A 15,525-nucleotide genomic window follows, 5' to 3' on the forward strand; every position below is an offset into this window, starting at 1 on the left:
CATGCGCGTGGCCCTGCAGCTGACCTGCCTCAACGACGCCCTCTTCGCCGACACGGGCATCGCCACGGTGCGGCTGCTGGAGCGGCTCGGCGTCGACGTCGACTTCCCGGCGTCGCAGGCCTGCTGCGGCCAGCCGATGATCAACACGGGCTACCTCGACGAGGCCGTGCCGGTCGTGCGCAACTTCGTCGACGCGTTCGCCGGGTACGACGCGATCGTCACGCCGTCGGGCTCCTGCGCGGCGTCCGCCCGGCACCAACACACCCTCGTCGCCCGGCGCAGTGGCGACGCCGGTCTGGCGGCGGCCGTCGAGCAGGTCGCGCCGCACGTGTACGAACTGAGCGAGTTCCTCGTCGACCTGCTGGGCATCGAGGATGTCGGAGCCTGGTTCCCGCACACCGCGACCTACCACCCGACGTGCCACTCGCTGCGGGTCGCCCACGTGGGTGACCGGCCGCTGCGGCTGCTGCGGCACGTGCGCGGCCTGCGGCTCGTGGAGCTGCCCGCCGAGCGGGAGTGCTGCGGGTTCGGTGGCACGTTCGCCGTCAAGAACGCCGACGTCTCCGTGGCCATGGGCGCCGACAAGGCCCGGCACGTGCGCGAGACCGGTGCGGAAGTGCTCATCGCGGGCGACAACTCGTGCCTGATGCACATCGGCGGCCTGCTCTCCCGGCAGCGGTCGGGCGTCCGGACGGTACACCTGGCCGAGGTGCTCGCATCGACGGAAGGGTCGCCATGACAGGCACTTTCGTCGGCATGCCGGCCTTCCCCACCGCCGCCCGCCAGAAGCTGGCCGACGCCCAGCTGCGCGCCAACCTCGCCCACGCGACCGGCACCATCCGGGCCAAGCGCGCGCACGTCGTCGCCGAGGTCGACGACTGGGAGGCCCTGCGCACCGAGGCGGCGGCCCGGAAGGATGCGACGCTCGCCCACCTCGACGAACACCTCCTCACCCTGGAGGCGTCGCTGCAGGCGCGCGGCGCCACGGTGCACTGGGCCCGGGACGCCGCCGAGGCCGCCGACGTCGTCGCCCGGGTCGCGCGGGCCCACGGTGCCCGCGAGGTGGTCAAGGTGAAATCCATGGCCACCCAGGAGATCGACCTCAACGAACGGCTGGCCGCCGCCGGGGTCGACGCCTGGGAGACCGACCTCGCCGAGCTCATCGTGCAGCTCGGCGACGACCTGCCCAGCCACATCCTCGTGCCCGCGATCCACCGCAACCGGGCCGAGATCCGCGCGATCTTCGCGACCCGGATGGCCGCGGCCGGGCGCCCCGCCCCCGACGACCTGAGCGACGAACCGGCCGAGCTGGCCGCCGCCGCCCGGCTGCACCTGCGGGAGAAGTTCCTGCGCGCGAAGGTCGGCGTCTCCGGGGCGAACTTCGCGGTCGCCGAGACCGGGACGCTCGTCGTCGTCGAGTCCGAGGGCAACGGCCGGATGTGCCTGACCCTGCCCGAGGTGCTGATCAGCGTCGTCGGCATCGAGAAGGTCGTGCCGACGTTCGCCGACCTCGACGTGTTCCTGCAGCTGCTGCCCCGCTCCTCCACGGGCGAGCGGATGAACCCGTACACCTCGATGTGGAGCGGGGTCTCGCCCGGTGACGGCCCGCAGGAGGTGCACGTCGTGCTCCTCGACAACGGCCGCACCCGGGCCCTGGCCGACGAGGTCGGCCGCCAGGCGCTGCGCTGCATCCGCTGCTCGGCCTGCCTGAACGTGTGCCCCGTCTACGAGCGGGTCGGCGGCCACGCCTACGCGTCGGTCTACCCCGGCCCCATCGGCGCGATCCTCAACCCGTTGCTACGCGGGCCCGGCACCGACGAACAGCTCGACTCGCTGCCCTACGCCTCGAGCCTGTGCGGGGCCTGCTACGAGGTCTGCCCGGTGAAGATCGACATCCCGAGCGTGCTGGTCGACCTCCGGGCCCAGGTGGTCGACGCCCACCGCCCCGGACTCCCGAAACCCGAGGCCCTGGCCATTAAGTCGGCCTCCGCCACCCTGCGCTCGGGCCGGCGGCTGCGGCTCGCCGCCCGGTCGACGGGTCTCGGCCTGCGCCTGGCCCGCCGGCTGCCCGGCCCGTGGTCGGCGTGGACGCGGTTCCGCGACCTGCCGCCCGCACCGGAGCAGACGTTCCGGGATTGGTGGCGGTCCCGGTGAGCGCCCGCGACGACGTCCTGGCCCGGGTCCGCGCCGCCTGGGGCCCGAACCCCCGGCCCGAGATCACCGTCCCGACAACGGTTTCGGCCCCGCCGGACGGCACCGACTGGGCCGAGCTGTTCGCCGAGCGGGTGGCCGACTACCGGGCCGACGTCGTCCGGTGCTCCGAGGCCGACCTGCCCACGGCGGTCGGCGCGGCGCTCGCCGGCGCCGCACGGGTCGTCGTCCCGGACGGCCTGCCCGACGGGCTGGTGCCGGACGCGCTGCGCCTGCGTGACACCGGGCTCACCGCAACGGAACTCGACGCGGTCGACGCCGTCGTCACCACCGCGACCCTGGGCATCGCCGTCACCGGGACGATCGTCCTCGACCACGGGCCCGGGCAGGGTCGTCGCGCGCTCACCCTGGTCCCCGACCGGCACGTCTGCGTCGTGCGTGCCGAGCAGGTCGTGCCCGACGTGCCCGACGCGATCGCCCGGCTCGGCGACGTCGCGATCCGCCCGCTGACCTGGATCTCCGGCCCGAGCGCGACCAGCGACATCGAACTGAACCGGGTCGAGGGCGTACATGGCCCCCGGATGCTCACCGTCATCCTCGTGAGCTGAGACGATCCTCGAGTGCCCGAAGGAGACGTCGTCCTGCGCTCCGCCCGACGGCTGCACGCCGCCCTGGCGGGCCGAGTCCTGACCGTCAGCGACCTGCGCTGGCCGTCGCTGGCCACCGTCGACCTGACCGGCCGCACCGTGACCGAGGTGGTCGCGGCCGGCAAGCACCTGCTGCACAGGTTGGAAGGCGAGCTCACCCTGCACAGCCACCTCAGGATGGAGGGGTCGTGGCACGTGCACCGCACGGGCCGGCCGTGGCGCGGGGCCCGCTCGGCGCACGAGATCCGGGCCGTGCTGGCCAACGCCGAGTGGACGACGATCGGTCACAAGCTCGGTGAACTCGACCTGGTGGCCACAGCCGACGAGGGGCGGCTCGTCGGCCACCTGGGCCCGGACGTGCTGGGGGCGACCTGGGACGTGGACGCCGTCGCCGCGCGGATCGTCGTCGACCCCGGCCGGACGATCGGCGAGACGCTGCTCGACCAGCGGGTCCTGGCCGGCATCGGGACGTTCTGGGCCGCCGAGGGGCTGTTCCTGCGCGGCGTGAACCCGTGGACGCCCGCCGGCGAGGTCCCCGACGTCCTGCGCCTGCTGGACCTGATCCGGAAGATGATGATCATGAGCCTGGAGCACGCCGTCCAGGTCACCACCGGGGACGCGCGGCGGGGCCGGGAGAACTACGTGCACGCCCGCTCGGGGCGGCCGTGCCTGCGGTGCGGGACGACGGTGCGCGTGGCGCCGATCGGGCAGGCACCCACCCAGCGGGTCATGTTCTGGTGCCCACGCTGCCAGCCCGGCCCCACCCCGACGGACGACGGTCGCCCCCAGGCCCCGCTGGGGGCCCGCAGACGCTAGGCCGGGCGAGCTAGGCGGCGCCGGCCAGCTCGCCGGCCAGACCGTCGGGAACGGTGTCGGGGACCTGGACCGCCGGCACCATCGGCGAGGTGACCGGACCCTCGGCCTGGGCCACCCGCTCGCTGACCTCACGGAGGACGGACGACAGCGGCACGCTCAGCGCATCACAGATGGAGGCCAGCAGCTCGGAGGAGGCCTCCTTCTGGCCGCGCTCGACCTCGCTCAGGTACCCGAGGGACACCCGGGCCTCCGAGGACACCTCGCGCAGGGTGCGGCCCTGCTGGCGGCGGGCGTCGCGGAGCACGTCGCCGATCTCCTGCCGTAGAAGCACCACGCCGCGCCCTCCCTTCGACGACCGTGCCGAACCTACCGGGCCCGCCGGGCCTGCCGGTGAACCAGCACCATCCTGCCTTGCCACGGTTACGGCCGTGTGGCCGACGGGCCGTGGATATCTCACCGTACCCCCCGGAACCGACAGGGTGCGGGCAGGGAGGGTTCGAGCCTGTGGCATGTCGGTCGCAACGATCAGCCGTTCGGGCCTGTTCCTGGCGTCCGGGGGGCTCCGCTGTGAGCAGAAACGTCCACCTGGGCCAGAAGGAGCCCCAGCACGGCGTCCACGGAGGCGGCCCGCACCGCCGCCCGGTCCCCGGGAAGGTCCAGCTCGCGCACGGCCTTGCCGCCCGCGCCACCGTCGGGGCCGCACACGGCCACGTAGACCCGACCCGGTGGCTTCCCGTCCTGGGGGTCGGGGCCCGCCACCCCCGTGGTCGCGCAGCCCCAGTCGGCGCCCAGACGCTCCCGCACGCCCGCCGCCATCTGCAGGGCCACGTCAGGATCGACCGCACCCCGGTCGGTCAACAGCGCGTCGTCCACCCCCAGCAGCGTGTGCTTCAGCGGCGTCGCGTAGGCCACCACCCCACCGCGCAGCACCGTCGACGCCCCCGGGACGTCGACCAGCGCCGACGTCACCAGGCCGCCGGTGAGCGACTCGGCGCAGGCCACGGTCTCGCCCCGGCCGCCGAGCAGCAGGACCACCCGGACCGCCGCGGCGTCCGGGTCGAGGTCTCCCGCTGGAACGACCACGATCCCTCCTCAGGCCGCGCTGGACTGCCCGGCCCGGTGGGATTCGGGCGGCACGCCCCGCCCGGTGGCCCGCTTGGCCCGGGTGCGATCGCTGCCCCGGCGCAGCCGCACGGCCTGGACCACGTAGTCGAGCCCGGTGGCCACGGTGAGTACGACGGCCACCCCCATCGTGACGACGGCGACGGGCTGGAAGGCGTCGGGCAGGGGGGCGAGGTAGAGCAGCAGCGCCACCGACTGCGCGGTGGTCTTGTACTTGCCGCCGCGGCTGGCGGGCATCACGCCGTGCCGGATCACCACGAACCGGACGCCCGTGATGGCCAGCTCGCGGAACAGGACGACGACCGTGACCCACCAGGGCAGCTCGCCGATGAGGGACAGGCAGATCAGCGCCGAGCCGACCAGGGCCTTGTCGGCGATCGGGTCGGCGATCTTGCCCAGGTCGGTGATCAGGCCCCAGCGGCGGGCCAGCTCACCGTCGATGCGGTCGGTGATGATCGCGACCGCGAAGGCCGCCGTGGCGGCGATCCGCCAGCTGTCCGACTGCCCGTCGTCGTGCAGCAGCAGCACGATGAACACCGGTACGGCGACGAGCCGCAGCGCCGTGAACGCATTGGCCACGTTCCAGTTGCTGGGCTTCGGCAGGGCGCTCATGCCAGTCCCTTCGCGATCACGTCCACCCCGGCCGCGTCGACCACTTCCGCACGGACGACGTCCCCCCGGGCCGCCGATCCCCCCGGCAGCAGGGTGACCCCGTCGACCTCGGGCCCCTGGTGCGCGGACCGGCCGACGAGGACGTCGGGCTCGTCGTCGTCCGCGCCCTCGACGACGACCTCCACGGTCTCACCGATCCGGTCCAGCGCGCGCTGGGCGGTCAGCTCCTCCACGAGGTCGGTGACGTGCGCGACCCGCGCGGCGATCTCGGCGTCGTCGAGCTTGCCGTCGAGGTCGGCGGCGAGGGTGCCGTCCTCGTCGGAGTAGCCGAACACGCCGACGACGTCGAGCCGGGCGCGTTCCAGGAAGTGGCACAGTTCGTCGAACTCGGCCTCGGTCTCCCCCGGGAAGCCGACGATCACGTTCGACCGGATACCCGCCGCCGGCGCCTGGGCCCGGACCCGCTCGACCAGGTCGAGGAAGTCGGCGGTGCCGCCGAACCGTTTCATCCGGCGCAGCACGCCGGGCGCCGAGTGCTGGAACGAGAGGTCGAAGTACGGGGCGACCCCGGCGGTGGCGGCGATCGCCTCGAGCAGCCCCGGGCGCAACTCGGCGGGCTGCAGGTACGACACCCGGACCCGCTCGACGCCGTCGATCGCGGCCAGCTCCGGCAGCAGGCGCTCCAGCAGGGTGAGGTCGCCGAGGTCCTTGCCGTAGGAGGTGGAGTTCTCGGAAACCAGGAACAGCTCGCGGACGCCCTGCTCGGCCAGCCAGCGCGCCTCGGTCAGCACCTCGGCCGGCGGCCGGGACACGAACGCGCCGCGGAACGCGGGGATCGCGCAGAACGTGCAGCGCCGGTCGCACCCGGAGGCGAGTTTCAGCGGGGCCCACGGAGCGTCGTCCAGCCGGCGCCGCACCACTCGCGGACCCGACGCCGGGGCCAGGCCCTCAGGCAGATCGGTGAGCTCGCGCGACGCGGCGTGCGCCGCCCGGGCGGCCGCCCGGTCCACCGGGGACACCGGCAGCAACGCCCGGCGGTCACGCGGGACGTGCGGGGCCGGCGCGTGCCCGTGCAGGACGTCGTCCAGGATCCGCGACAGCTCCGGGTAGGCGTCGAAACCCAGCACCGCGTCGGCCTCGGGCAGCGAGTCGGCCAGCTCGCTGCCGTACCGCTCGGCCAGGCAGCCGACGGCGACGACCTTCTGGACGCTCGAGCCGCCGTCGCGCAGGGTCGCGGCCTCCAGCAACGTGTCGATCGAGTCCTTCTTCGCCTGCTCGACGAAACCGCACGTGTTGACGACCGCGACGTCGGCCGCGGACGCGTCGTCCACCAGCTGCCAGCCGGCGGCCTCGAGACGGCCCGCCAGCTCCTCCGAGTCCACCTCGTTGCGGGCGCACCCGAGGGTGACGAGCGAGACGGAACGGGAGGCAGTCACTGCCCCAGGGTAGCCGCCGGACGACGGCGCGCCGCGCCCCGCTGCTGTGGCCTACGCGACCGCTTCGCCCGGTTTGTCGGAGATGCGTTCGGCCGGCTTGTCCGTGAGGAGCGCCCGCATCGACCGCGTGGGCTGCAGCCACGCGCCGCCCTCGGGCAGGTTGTCGAGCCGGACCCGCGGCAGCGGCGAGGTGAAGGCCCCCGGCACGTCCTCCAGGTCGACGAACGTCAGGAGGTCGGACTCCTGGGCGTACCCGGCGACCTCCATGAACGACAGGACGGTGACCTCGACCCCGGCCCGGGCCAGGTCCTCCAGCGGTTCGAGGAAGTTGCGGCCGTCGCCGCTGGCCACCACGACCCGGCGCAACTGGTGGCTGGTGGCCCGGGCCGCGATGTGGGCCAGCATGTCGGCGTCGACGTCGTCGCCGGCGCTCAGCTTGGGGCGGGCGAACACGGCGTAGCCGAACGAACGGATCGCCTCCACCCAGCCGCGCATGGTCGCCGCACCGCCGGGCGGCACGTTGGCGAAGACGCAGCCCTCGACCTCGCGCTCGCCGGCACCGGCGAGCAGCCACCGGGCCACGGCGTCGAACCGGGGCCGGGAGCTGGCCGAGGGCCGCCCGCCGATCACGTTCGACAGGGTCATGTCGATGTTCGGGGCGTCCCAGACCAACAGGTCGAGCTCGGGCCGGTCGCCGGCCTGGGCGGTCAGCGGCAGGCCGGCCGCGGGGGTGGGCGGAGCAATTTCGCTAGTCATCATCCATACCTGGTTCCCAGAGTTCTTCCACCCGCCCGGCGTCGTCATCGGGGACGTCAGGAAGGTCTTCCCCCCGAATCATGGCCAGTGTGGACGGAAGTTCGTCGGGTTTGACCAGGACGTCGCGGGCCTTACTACCCTCGCTGGGGCCGACCACCCCGCGCGACTCGAGCAGGTCCATCAGGCGGCCCGCCTTGGCGAAACCGACCCGCAGCTTGCGCTGCAGCATGGACGTCGACCCGAACTGGGTGGTCACGATCAGTTCGGCAGCCGCCAGCACCAACTCGAGGTCGTCGCCGATGTCCTCGTCGATCTCCTTGCGGGCCACGCTCACCGCGACGTCCTCGCGGTAGACCGGCTGCAGCTGGGTCTTCACGTGGTCGACGACCTTGTGGATCTCGCTCTCCCCCACCCAGGCGCCCTGCACCCGCAGCGGCTTCGAGGAGCCCATCGGCAGGAAGAGCCCGTCGCCCTGGCCGATCAGCTTCTCGGCGCCGGGCTGGTCGAGGACGACCCGCGAGTCCGTGACGGACGACGTCGCGAACGCCATCCGAGAGGGCACGTTGGCCTTGATCAGGCCGGTGACGACGTCGACGCTCGGGCGCTGGGTGGCCAGCACCAGGTGGATACCGGCGGCCCGGGCCAGCTGGGTGATGCGCACGATCGCGTCCTCGACGTCGCGCGGGGCGACCATCATCAGGTCGGCCAGCTCGTCGACGATCACCAGGAGATACGGGTACGGCTGCAGGTTGCGCTCACTGCCCGGGGGCAGCTTCACCGCGTTGCTGCGCACGGCCTTGTTGAAGTCGTCGATGTGCTTGAACCCGAACGCGGCCAGGTCGTCGTAGCGGGCGTCCATCTCCTTGACCACCCAGGCCAGCGCCTCGGCGGCCTTCTTCGGGTTGGTGATGATGGGGGTGATCAGGTGCGGGATGCCCTCGTACGCGGTCAGTTCGACGCGCTTGGGGTCGACCAGCACCATGCGCACCTCGTCGGGCGTGGAGCGCATCAGGATGCTGGTGATCATCGAGTTGATGAAACTCGACTTACCGGCGCCGGTGGCCCCCGCGACGAGCAGGTGCGGCATCTTGGCGAGGTTGGCGATGACGTACCCGCCCTCGACGTCCTTACCGACGCCCATCACCATCGGGTGCTCGACCCGGCGGGCGGTGTTGCTGCGCAGTACGTCGCCGAGACTGACCGTCTCCCGGTCGGTGTTCGGGATCTCGATGCCGATCGCCGACTTGCCCGGGATCGGCGACAGGATGCGGACGTCGGCGCTGGCCACCGCGTAGGCGATGTTCTTGCTCAGTGCCGTGACCCGCTCCACCTTGACGGCGTGCCCGACCTCGACCTCGTACCGGGTCACCGTCGGACCGCGGGTGAAGCCGGTGACCTGCGCGTCGATCGCGAACTGCTCGAAGACCTGGGTGAGCGACTCGACGACCTTGTCGTTGGCCTCGGTGCGCTCCTTCGGCGGCGGGCCGGCGGCCAGCAACGACGACGCCGGCAGTGTGTACGTGACGTCGCCCGCCAAGCTGAGCTGCTCGACCCGCTCGGGCAGCTGCGTGGTCGGCGGGGCCTCCAGCGGGGGCTTCGAGGGCACCTTCGGCGGAGGGGACGGCGCCGGGCTCGGCGCGTCGGACGTCTTGGCCTTCGCCTCGGCGGCCTGCCGCCCGCTGGCCATCCCCGACGCCGCCCCGAGCTCGTCCGAGATCGTGTCGGCGGCGTCGGCCGTGGTGAGGTCGAGCACCGTGTCCTTGGCCTTGCGGCCGCGGGCCGGCTTCTTCGCCTCGGCCTCCAGCTCCTTCTCCCTGACCATGGCCTGCTCGTAGGCCTCGTCCCCGTCGAGCGACGGGCCGCCCTTGCCCGAGCGCCACGGCGCGAGCGGGTCGGCGACGCCGCCGGCGGCCGCGTGCGAGCCGGTCAGCCGGTCGTGCAGGTAGCGCAGCCGCTGCGGGATCGCGTGCACCGGGGTCGCGGTGACCACCAGCAGGCCGAACCCGCCCAGGAGCAGGAAGATCGGCACCGCGACCCAGGCGGTCAGCCCCGCGACCAGCGGCGTGGCGACCAGGTAACCGACGAAACCGCCCGCGTCCCGGACCTTCTCGATGCCGTCGCCCGGGCCGGGTACCCCAGCGGACACGTGCACGAGCCCGGTGGCGGCCACCATGATCGCCGTCAGGCCGATGCCGACCCGGTTGATCATCGGCACCTCCTCCGGCTTGATCAGGAGGAGCACCCCGACGATCAGCAGCACCACCGGCAGGGCCAGCCCGGCGCGGCCGAACGTGCCCGCGACCACGGCGTGCACCGCCGTCCCGGCCGGCCCCGGCAGCTGCCACCACTCGCGGGCGGCGACCACCAGGCACAGGCCGACCAGCAGGAGACCCGCCCCGTCGCGGCGGTGCGCCGGGTCGAGCTCGCGCGCGCTGCGCCCGATGCCGCGGGCCGCGCCCCCGACGAGATGGGCGAGCCCCATCCAGACCGCGGACGCGGCGCGCACCGGCCACGAGGGCTCGTGCGTCGCGTTCGCCCGGCGAGCCCGGGGGGCGGCCTTCTTGGCCGGGGGCTTGCGGGCGGCGGTCTTCGCCGCCGGTTGCCTGAGGCTCGTGGTCCGACTCTGAGCTGCCTTCTTTCCGTTCGCCCGCGACGCAGCCTTTTGCTTGCTCGTGCGCTGAGCAGACGTACCGAAGGCCATGTTCCCGACACTACGTGAGCGCCACGCCGGTCCCAGGGATCCCACGCCGTGACGCGGGCGCCCGAATCGTCCCCTGCGCCGAGACCCGCCCACTATCGTCCCGGGGCATGACGCCGCTCCCGGAGTTCATGCTCGTCATGCGCGGCTACGATCGCGACGAGGTCGCAGCCCTCGTCGCGCTCGTCGATGCGGCACAGGACTCGCCCGACCCGTTGGTTAGATCGCAGGCCGCACGAGCTCTCGACGAGGCGGCCTTCACCATCCGGTTCCGCGGCTACGACCGGGCTGCGGTTCAGAGCTACCTGGCCGAGGCTCGCCACCACCTGCAGCCTTAAGGCAGGGCCAGCTCCGAGGCCAGGGCCGCGGCGAGGGCGGCGTTGTTCTTGACCAGGGCGATGTTGGCGACCAGCGACCGTCCGCCCGTCAGTTCGTTGATCCGGGCCAGCAGGAACGGCGTGACGTCCTTGCCCTTCACGCCCTGGTCGTCGGCCTCGGTCACGGCCTGCTCGATGATGCCGTCGATCTCGGCGGCGGGGATGGCGTCGGCCTCGGGCACCGGGTTGGCCACCAGGATGCCGCTGCGCAGCCGCAGTTCGCGGTGCGCCTCGACCGCGGCGGCCAGCGCCGAGACGTCGTCCACCTGGTGGTCGAGGAACAGCCCGGACGTGCGGGAGAAGAAGGCCGGGAACTCCGTCGTGCCGTACCCGAGCACCGGCACCGAGTGGGTCTCCAGCAGCTCCAGCGTCTTGGGCAGGTCGAGCAGCGACTTCGCGCCCGCACACACCACGGTGACGGGGGTCTGGGCCAGTTCGAGCAGGTCGGCGGACACGTCGTAGGTCTGCTCGGCGCCCCGGTGCACGCCCCCGATCCCGCCCGTGGCGAACACACCCACCCCGGCGAGGTTCGCGATGAACATGGTGGCCGCGACCGTCGTCCCGGCGGTCCTCCCGCTGCTCAGCAGCACGGGCAGGTCGCGGCGCGACGCCTTCGCGGTCTCCTCCCCCGGTTCGCCGGGCCGGGCCAGCCGGTCGAGGGAGGCGGGGTCGAGGCCGACCCGCAGCTGGCCGTCGAGGACGGCGATCGTGGCCGGCACCGCCCCGCCGTCGCGGACCGTCTGCTCGACCTCGCGAGCCGTCTCCAGGTTCTGCGGGTAGGGCATCCCATGGCTGATGATCGTCGACTCCAGGGCCACGACCGGCCGGTCGGCGGCCAGCGCCTCGGCCACCTCGGGGTCGACGTGCAGGAGTTCGCGCTTGACCTTCTTGGCCTTGACCGGGGTACTCACGCCTCCAGCCTAGGCAGCACGGAGTGCGGGCTCTCAACCGTCCGGGCCGCCCGCTCGACCCCGAGGGCGACGGCGTCCAGAATGTCCGCCCCGGCGAGCAGGGCCGCCAGCGTCCCGGCGATCAGCGCATCGCCGGCGCCGGTCACGTCGACCGGGGTGGCGGGTGGGGACAGCACCAGCTCGACGCGCCCCTCCTGCGCGACCAGGACGCCGCGTTCCCCCAGCGTGAGCAGCACGGTCCGGGCGCCGGCCCGGCGCACGGCCTCGGCCAGCCCGGTCTCGTCGACCGGGTCTGGCCGCCCGTGCGCGGCCAGCCAGGCGCGCGCCTCGTCGATGTTGAGGCTGATCAGGGTCACGCCGCGCAGGTCGGCGGGGAACCGGGTCACCTTGGGCGTGGACACGGCGTCCAGGGCCAGGGGGACGCCGTCGGCCGCCGCCCGCGCGATCGCGCGGCGCAGGAGGGTGGTCGGCAGGTTCGCGTCGCAGAACACCCAGGCGCCGGGGCGTCCCGGCCACGCCGCGTCGAGGTCGTCGGTGGTGAGCCCGTCGAGGATGTCCATGGCCGCGACACCCAGCACCAGATCGCCGAAGGGTTCGAGAACCGCCACGTAGCGGGCGGTCTCGGCGCCGGAGTCGGTGGCCAGGTGCTGGACGTCGACCCCGACCCCGGTCAGGTGGGCCCGCAGCGCCTCCCCCGTCGGGTCGGAGCCGACCCGTGACACCAGTGCGACGGGAACGCCGAGCACGGCCAGGTTCTCGGCGACGTTGCGCGCCACCCCGCCCCAGGCCGTACCGGACACCGCCGGGTTCGAGGTCTCCAGGACGGCGGAGGCCCGCAACGTCAGCTTCAGGTCGGCGACCGCGCCGCCCACGCACACCACCCGGTCCACGGCGTCACTCTGCCAGGCGCTCCCGAAGACCCGCCGCCATCCCGGCGATGGTGAGCAGGTCGAAGAGACCGCCGAGGGTCTCCGCCAGCCGTCGGTGCTTGACCGGGCCGAGCCGCAGCCGCAGGTGCACCCGGGTGTCGGGCCCGGTGGCCGTCAGGGTGATCGACCAGCTGACGTGCGTGTGGCCGCGCAGCGACGTGTAGACCAGTGTGTGCGGCGATTCGATCACCGCCACGGTGAAGGTCTCGTCGCGCCCGCCGTAGTCGGGGATCACGTCGCCGACGACCAGGTGCTGCCAGCGGTCGTCGAGGTGCCGGGCCGCCCGCCGCCCGCGCGGGACGAACCGCTCCACGGACCGGGGCAGGTACCAGCCGGCCCGCCGTTTGCCGAGTTGCTGCAGCCACGGCCACACGAGTTCGGGGGCGCCGGGGACGGTGAACGCGCGGTCCATGACGACGTCCGCGCGCACCAGCGCATCCCCCGGCCGTGTTGCGGCCGTCTCCTCGGCGGTCGCGTCGACACCCAGCACGGGCCCAGTGTGCACCTCAGAACGGGGGCGGGCCGAGCGGCGCGGACGGCGTGAGCCGGGCGGGTCGGTCGGGCACCTGGGTGCCGGCCGGGGTGGTCCAGACCAGGGTTTCGGCCGGGGCGTGCACGCGCCATGCCGTCTCGTGTTTGACCCGATGATGGTGCCCACACAGCGAGACGCCGTTGCAGGCACACGTCGCGCCGCCCGCCGCGTAGGGCTGGCGGTGGTCGAAGTCGCACGCGGACGCCTGGGTGCGGCAGCCGGGGAACCGGCAGTACCGGTCCCTCTGCTGCACATGATCTTTCAACGCTTGGGACGCGACATACCTGGCGGTGCGCGTCGCTCGGCCCAACCCGAGCAGGGTGCCGTGGTCTCCGTCGACGATCGCGCACTGAAAGGTGCCGGTCTCGACCGCATCCGCGGCCAGTCTCCTGGCCAGCAGCGCGGTCGCGGGCCCGTATCCGTCGAGGTGCGCCGGTTGGTCACTCTCCCCGGCCAGCACCTCCAACGGCACGGTCACGGTCACCCGCGTCTTCGGCTGCACCCCACTCTGCTCGCCGGTGAGCAGATCGACCAGAACATCCGCCCGCCGCTGATCCGCCGTCCGCGAGTCCTTCATCTGCGCGGCAGTGGATTCCAAGACAGCTCGGACCCTCAGCCCGTCCTCCGCCGGTAGCAGCGCCCACAGTTCGACCATGTCGTCCTCGACCGGCGTGAACACCACCCGCCGCTGCAACCGGGCCTCGAGTGCGCGTTCCTCGGCTACCTGAGGTTCCGCTGCGAGGACCCAGCCCTTCACCAGTTCCCGCAATCCCGGCACCGTCAGCCCGGCCGCGGCCTCGATCGCCGCGGCCTCCAACCGCCGCCGCACCGACTCCTCACCCACATTCGTCAGCCCGTCGGCGATGACCTCCGCCTTCCGCGCATCAACCCGACCCGCCGCCAACGCATCCAGCGTCGCGGGGAACGTGTCGATCAACTGGCACGACAGGTCCTGCAGCTTCGTCGCCGCATACCGGGACAGGCCCGTCTCGACCGCGATCTCATCCGCCACCGCCCGCAGTTCCATTTCGGGCACCCGATCCGTCACCGGCGCCCGCCGCCGGGACAACTCCGCCACCAACTCCAACTCCTGCGCCGCCAACGCCGCCTTCGCCCGCTGCACGCCCCGCAACCCCGCCAACAGCACCCGATCATCCGCGTCAGCCACCACGCGCCGGTCGTCCAACCCGTGCAACCGAACCGACAGAACCTCACCGTGCGCGGAGTCCAACTCCCACACCCGCTCGTCGACCCAGCCCTCGTGCAGGAGCTCACGCTCGATCTCCCGCCACCGCACCAACGCCTCCGCAGACAGGCCCGTCTCCGGATCGAAGGGGGCCTCCAGGCAGTGCGACATGTGTTCGATTCTAGACCGAAACCACCTCTCCCACAAGGCAAAACATCGCCCCTGCATCCGAGCAGACTGCCCCAGTGAACGACCCTAGACGCGACCACCGACACTCACTGAACGGCTGTCATCCGGGTACAGCCAGGTGAGCCGGGTGGCCCTCACGTTTCTGAGCGCAGTCTGAACGGACGACGGTGTCGGCTCATGTGAGAGCCCCCGCCCGGACATCCTGGGTTCATGAGCACACCTGCCCCGACTCGGCTGAGCGTCCTCGCCACGGAGGTGGTCGACGAGGCCCTCGGTCGGGGGCACCGGCGGGACCCCGTCCGGGCCGGGACCGGGGGTCCCGCCGGGAACGCGCGACTGACGGCCTGGACCGGCCTGCTGCTCTTGGTCCTGTTCGTGGCCGAACTGCTGACCCTGCTCGACGTCGGCGGCCTGATCAGCTGGCACCTGGCCATCGGCGCCCTGCTCGTCCCGCCGGCCCTGCTCAAGACCGGCAGCACGGGCTGGCGCCTGGTCCGGTACTACCTGGGCGACGCCGACTACGGCCAGGCGGGCCCACCGGTCCCGCTGCTCAGAGCGCTGGGGCCCCTGGTCGTGATCTCGACCCTGGCCCTGCTGGGCTCCGGGCTGCTGCTGGTGCTGATCGGCCCCGACCCGGCCCGGACCACGCTGTTCACCCTCCCGCTGCTGCGCGTGGACTACGTGACCCTCCACCAGGCGGTGTTCATCGCCTGGGCGACCGTTACCGGGGCGCATCTGCTGGCCCGGCTCGTACCCGCCGTCAAGCTGACGGTGCCCGGCCCGGGGCGGGGCGCCGTGCCGGGGAACGCATCTCGCGCCCTCGTCGTGCTGCTGAGCGTGGCCCTGGCCGCCCTCTGCGCGGTGCTCGTCGTCTCCTGGGGCCACGACTGGCGGACCGAGCGGGGCCCTCACGACGGGCCTCGAGCATCCGCCGACAGTCAGGCGACGCCCGTCAGCCGGGCCAGTTCGGCCGTCACCTGACCGGTCTCCTCGAAGCGCACGGCGGCGAAGCCCAGGTCCGCCGAGGAGAAGCCGTACCGCCGCTCCTCCTCCTCGCGAGCGCCGTCGGCGGAGTTGCTCAGGATCGCCACCGGTACGGTTCGGCGCACCCCGCCCACGTCGAACACGACCGCGTCGACGGACATGAGGTCGACGGACACGAG

The 15,525-nt window shown here is 72.9% G+C and carries 17 protein-coding genes; 6 read left to right on the top strand and 11 right to left on the bottom strand.

Annotation, left to right across the window (positions count from 1 at the left end):
• Position 1: 1 nt before the first annotated feature.
• Genes ACIB24_RS11215 through ACIB24_RS11230 form a run of 4 tightly spaced genes read left to right on the top strand, consistent with a single transcriptional unit; the run spans position 2 to position 3,614 of the window.
• A complete protein-coding gene (locus ACIB24_RS11215) occupies positions 2-739 on the top strand; it encodes a (Fe-S)-binding protein (RefSeq protein ID WP_398280412.1) in 738 nt (245 codons plus the stop codon).
• Entirely contained in the window at positions 736-2,154 is a 1,419-nt protein-coding gene (locus ACIB24_RS11220; protein WP_398279686.1) for a lactate utilization protein B, read from the top strand. The genes ACIB24_RS11215 and ACIB24_RS11220 overlap by 4 nt, the downstream gene beginning before the upstream one ends.
• Complete coding sequence (locus ACIB24_RS11225) at positions 2,151-2,759, top strand: lactate utilization protein C (protein WP_398279689.1); 609 nt, start codon at positions 2,151-2,153, stop codon at positions 2,757-2,759. Before ACIB24_RS11220 ends, ACIB24_RS11225 begins: the two co-directional genes overlap by 4 nt.
• A 12-nt stretch (positions 2,760-2,771) precedes the next feature.
• Positions 2,772-3,614: a DNA-formamidopyrimidine glycosylase family protein gene (locus ACIB24_RS11230; RefSeq protein WP_398279692.1), complete on the top strand. Its 843-nt coding sequence runs from the start codon at positions 2,772-2,774 to the stop codon at positions 3,612-3,614.
• A gap of 10 nt (positions 3,615-3,624) precedes the next feature.
• Here the strand turns inward: ACIB24_RS11230 and ACIB24_RS11235 are convergent, their stop codons facing one another.
• The 6 genes from ACIB24_RS11235 to ACIB24_RS11260 form a co-directional block, all read right to left on the bottom strand.
• Entirely contained in the window at positions 3,625-3,948 is a 324-nt protein-coding gene (locus ACIB24_RS11235; protein ID WP_398279695.1) for a helix-turn-helix domain-containing protein, read from the bottom strand.
• 191 nt (positions 3,949-4,139) lie between these two features.
• Positions 4,140-4,697: a CinA family protein gene (locus ACIB24_RS11240; RefSeq protein ID WP_398279698.1), complete on the bottom strand. Its 558-nt coding sequence runs from the start codon at positions 4,695-4,697 to the stop codon at positions 4,140-4,142.
• Positions 4,698-4,706: 9 nt separating this feature from the next.
• Positions 4,707-5,348, bottom strand: coding sequence for a CDP-diacylglycerol--glycerol-3-phosphate 3-phosphatidyltransferase (gene pgsA, locus ACIB24_RS11245; protein ID WP_398279701.1), 642 nt, complete (start codon positions 5,346-5,348; stop codon positions 4,707-4,709).
• A complete protein-coding gene (rimO, locus tag ACIB24_RS11250; RefSeq protein WP_398279704.1) occupies positions 5,345-6,784 on the bottom strand; it encodes a 30S ribosomal protein S12 methylthiotransferase RimO in 1,440 nt (479 codons plus the stop codon). The genes pgsA and rimO overlap by 4 nt, the downstream gene beginning before the upstream one ends.
• 51 nt (positions 6,785-6,835) lie before the next feature.
• The gene (locus tag ACIB24_RS11255) at positions 6,836-7,543 is read right to left on the bottom strand and encodes an NYN domain-containing protein (RefSeq protein ID WP_398279707.1); all 708 of its coding nucleotides are present in this window, start codon (positions 7,541-7,543) and stop codon (positions 6,836-6,838) included.
• The gene (locus tag ACIB24_RS11260; RefSeq protein ID WP_398279710.1) at positions 7,533-10,241 is read right to left on the bottom strand and encodes a DNA translocase FtsK; all 2,709 of its coding nucleotides are present in this window, start codon (positions 10,239-10,241) and stop codon (positions 7,533-7,535) included. Before ACIB24_RS11260 ends, ACIB24_RS11255 begins: the two co-directional genes overlap by 11 nt.
• Before the next feature lie 107 nt (positions 10,242-10,348).
• On the opposite strand from ACIB24_RS11260, the gene ACIB24_RS11265 reads away from it, so the two are divergent.
• Positions 10,349-10,576 (top strand): hypothetical protein, encoded by a 228-nt coding sequence (locus ACIB24_RS11265; RefSeq protein WP_398279714.1) that lies wholly within the window; start codon positions 10,349-10,351, stop codon positions 10,574-10,576.
• On the opposite strand, the gene ACIB24_RS11270 is transcribed toward ACIB24_RS11265, so the two are convergent.
• From ACIB24_RS11270 to ACIB24_RS11285, 4 genes are read right to left on the bottom strand one after another with little or no spacing between them, the layout of a single operon-like run.
• Positions 10,573-11,526 (bottom strand): pseudouridine-5'-phosphate glycosidase, encoded by a 954-nt coding sequence (locus ACIB24_RS11270; protein WP_398279717.1) that lies wholly within the window; start codon positions 11,524-11,526, stop codon positions 10,573-10,575. The genes ACIB24_RS11265 and ACIB24_RS11270 overlap by 4 nt on opposite strands.
• Entirely contained in the window at positions 11,523-12,416 is an 894-nt protein-coding gene (locus ACIB24_RS11275; protein ID WP_398279719.1) for a carbohydrate kinase family protein, read from the bottom strand. The genes ACIB24_RS11270 and ACIB24_RS11275 overlap by 4 nt, the downstream gene beginning before the upstream one ends.
• A 4-nt stretch (positions 12,417-12,420) precedes the next feature.
• The gene (locus ACIB24_RS11280; protein ID WP_398279722.1) at positions 12,421-12,945 is read right to left on the bottom strand and encodes a hypothetical protein; all 525 of its coding nucleotides are present in this window, start codon (positions 12,943-12,945) and stop codon (positions 12,421-12,423) included.
• A 16-nt stretch (positions 12,946-12,961) separates the two neighbouring features.
• The gene (locus ACIB24_RS11285; protein ID WP_398279725.1) at positions 12,962-14,401 is read right to left on the bottom strand and encodes an HNH endonuclease signature motif containing protein; all 1,440 of its coding nucleotides are present in this window, start codon (positions 14,399-14,401) and stop codon (positions 12,962-12,964) included.
• A 171-nt stretch (positions 14,402-14,572) separates the two neighbouring features.
• Here ACIB24_RS11285 and ACIB24_RS11290 point away from each other — a divergent pair, with 171 nt between their 5' ends.
• On the top strand, positions 14,573-15,343 hold the full coding sequence (locus ACIB24_RS11290; RefSeq protein WP_398279727.1) for a hypothetical protein: 771 nt from the start codon (positions 14,573-14,575) through the stop codon (positions 15,341-15,343).
• Here the strand turns inward: ACIB24_RS11290 and ACIB24_RS11295 are convergent.
• Positions 15,301-15,522 (bottom strand): hypothetical protein, encoded by a 222-nt coding sequence (locus tag ACIB24_RS11295; protein ID WP_398279730.1) that lies wholly within the window; start codon positions 15,520-15,522, stop codon positions 15,301-15,303. The genes ACIB24_RS11290 and ACIB24_RS11295 overlap by 43 nt on opposite strands.
• Positions 15,523-15,525 lie beyond the last annotated feature (3 nt).

It is taken from the genome of Spongisporangium articulatum (assembly GCF_044465595.1).
GTDB lineage: Bacteria > Actinomycetota > Actinomycetes > Actinomycetales > Kineosporiaceae > Spongisporangium > Spongisporangium articulatum.

Excerpts from the sequence above, each read along its gene's own strand:
- ACIB24_RS11215 (WP_398280412.1), top strand. The coding sequence starts at position 2 with ATGCGCGTGGCCCTGCAGCTGACCTGCCTCAACGACGCCCTCTTCGCC.
- ACIB24_RS11220 (WP_398279686.1), top strand. The coding sequence starts at position 736 with ATGACAGGCACTTTCGTCGGCATGCCGGCCTTCCCCACCGCCGCCCGC.
- pgsA (WP_398279701.1), bottom strand. The coding sequence starts at position 5,348 with ATGAGCGCCCTGCCGAAGCCCAGCAACTGGAACGTGGCCAATGCGTTC.
- ACIB24_RS11255 (WP_398279707.1), bottom strand. The coding sequence starts at position 7,543 with ATGATGACTAGCGAAATTGCTCCGCCCACCCCCGCGGCCGGCCTGCCG.
- ACIB24_RS11260 (WP_398279710.1), bottom strand. The coding sequence starts at position 10,241 with ATGGCCTTCGGTACGTCTGCTCAGCGCACGAGCAAGCAAAAGGCTGCG.
- ACIB24_RS11265 (WP_398279714.1), top strand. The coding sequence starts at position 10,349 with ATGACGCCGCTCCCGGAGTTCATGCTCGTCATGCGCGGCTACGATCGC.
- ACIB24_RS11285 (WP_398279725.1), bottom strand. The coding sequence starts at position 14,401 with ATGCAGGGGCGATGTTTTGCCTTGTGGGAGAGGTGGTTTCGGTCTAGA.
- ACIB24_RS11290 (WP_398279727.1), top strand. The coding sequence starts at position 14,573 with ATGAGCACACCTGCCCCGACTCGGCTGAGCGTCCTCGCCACGGAGGTG.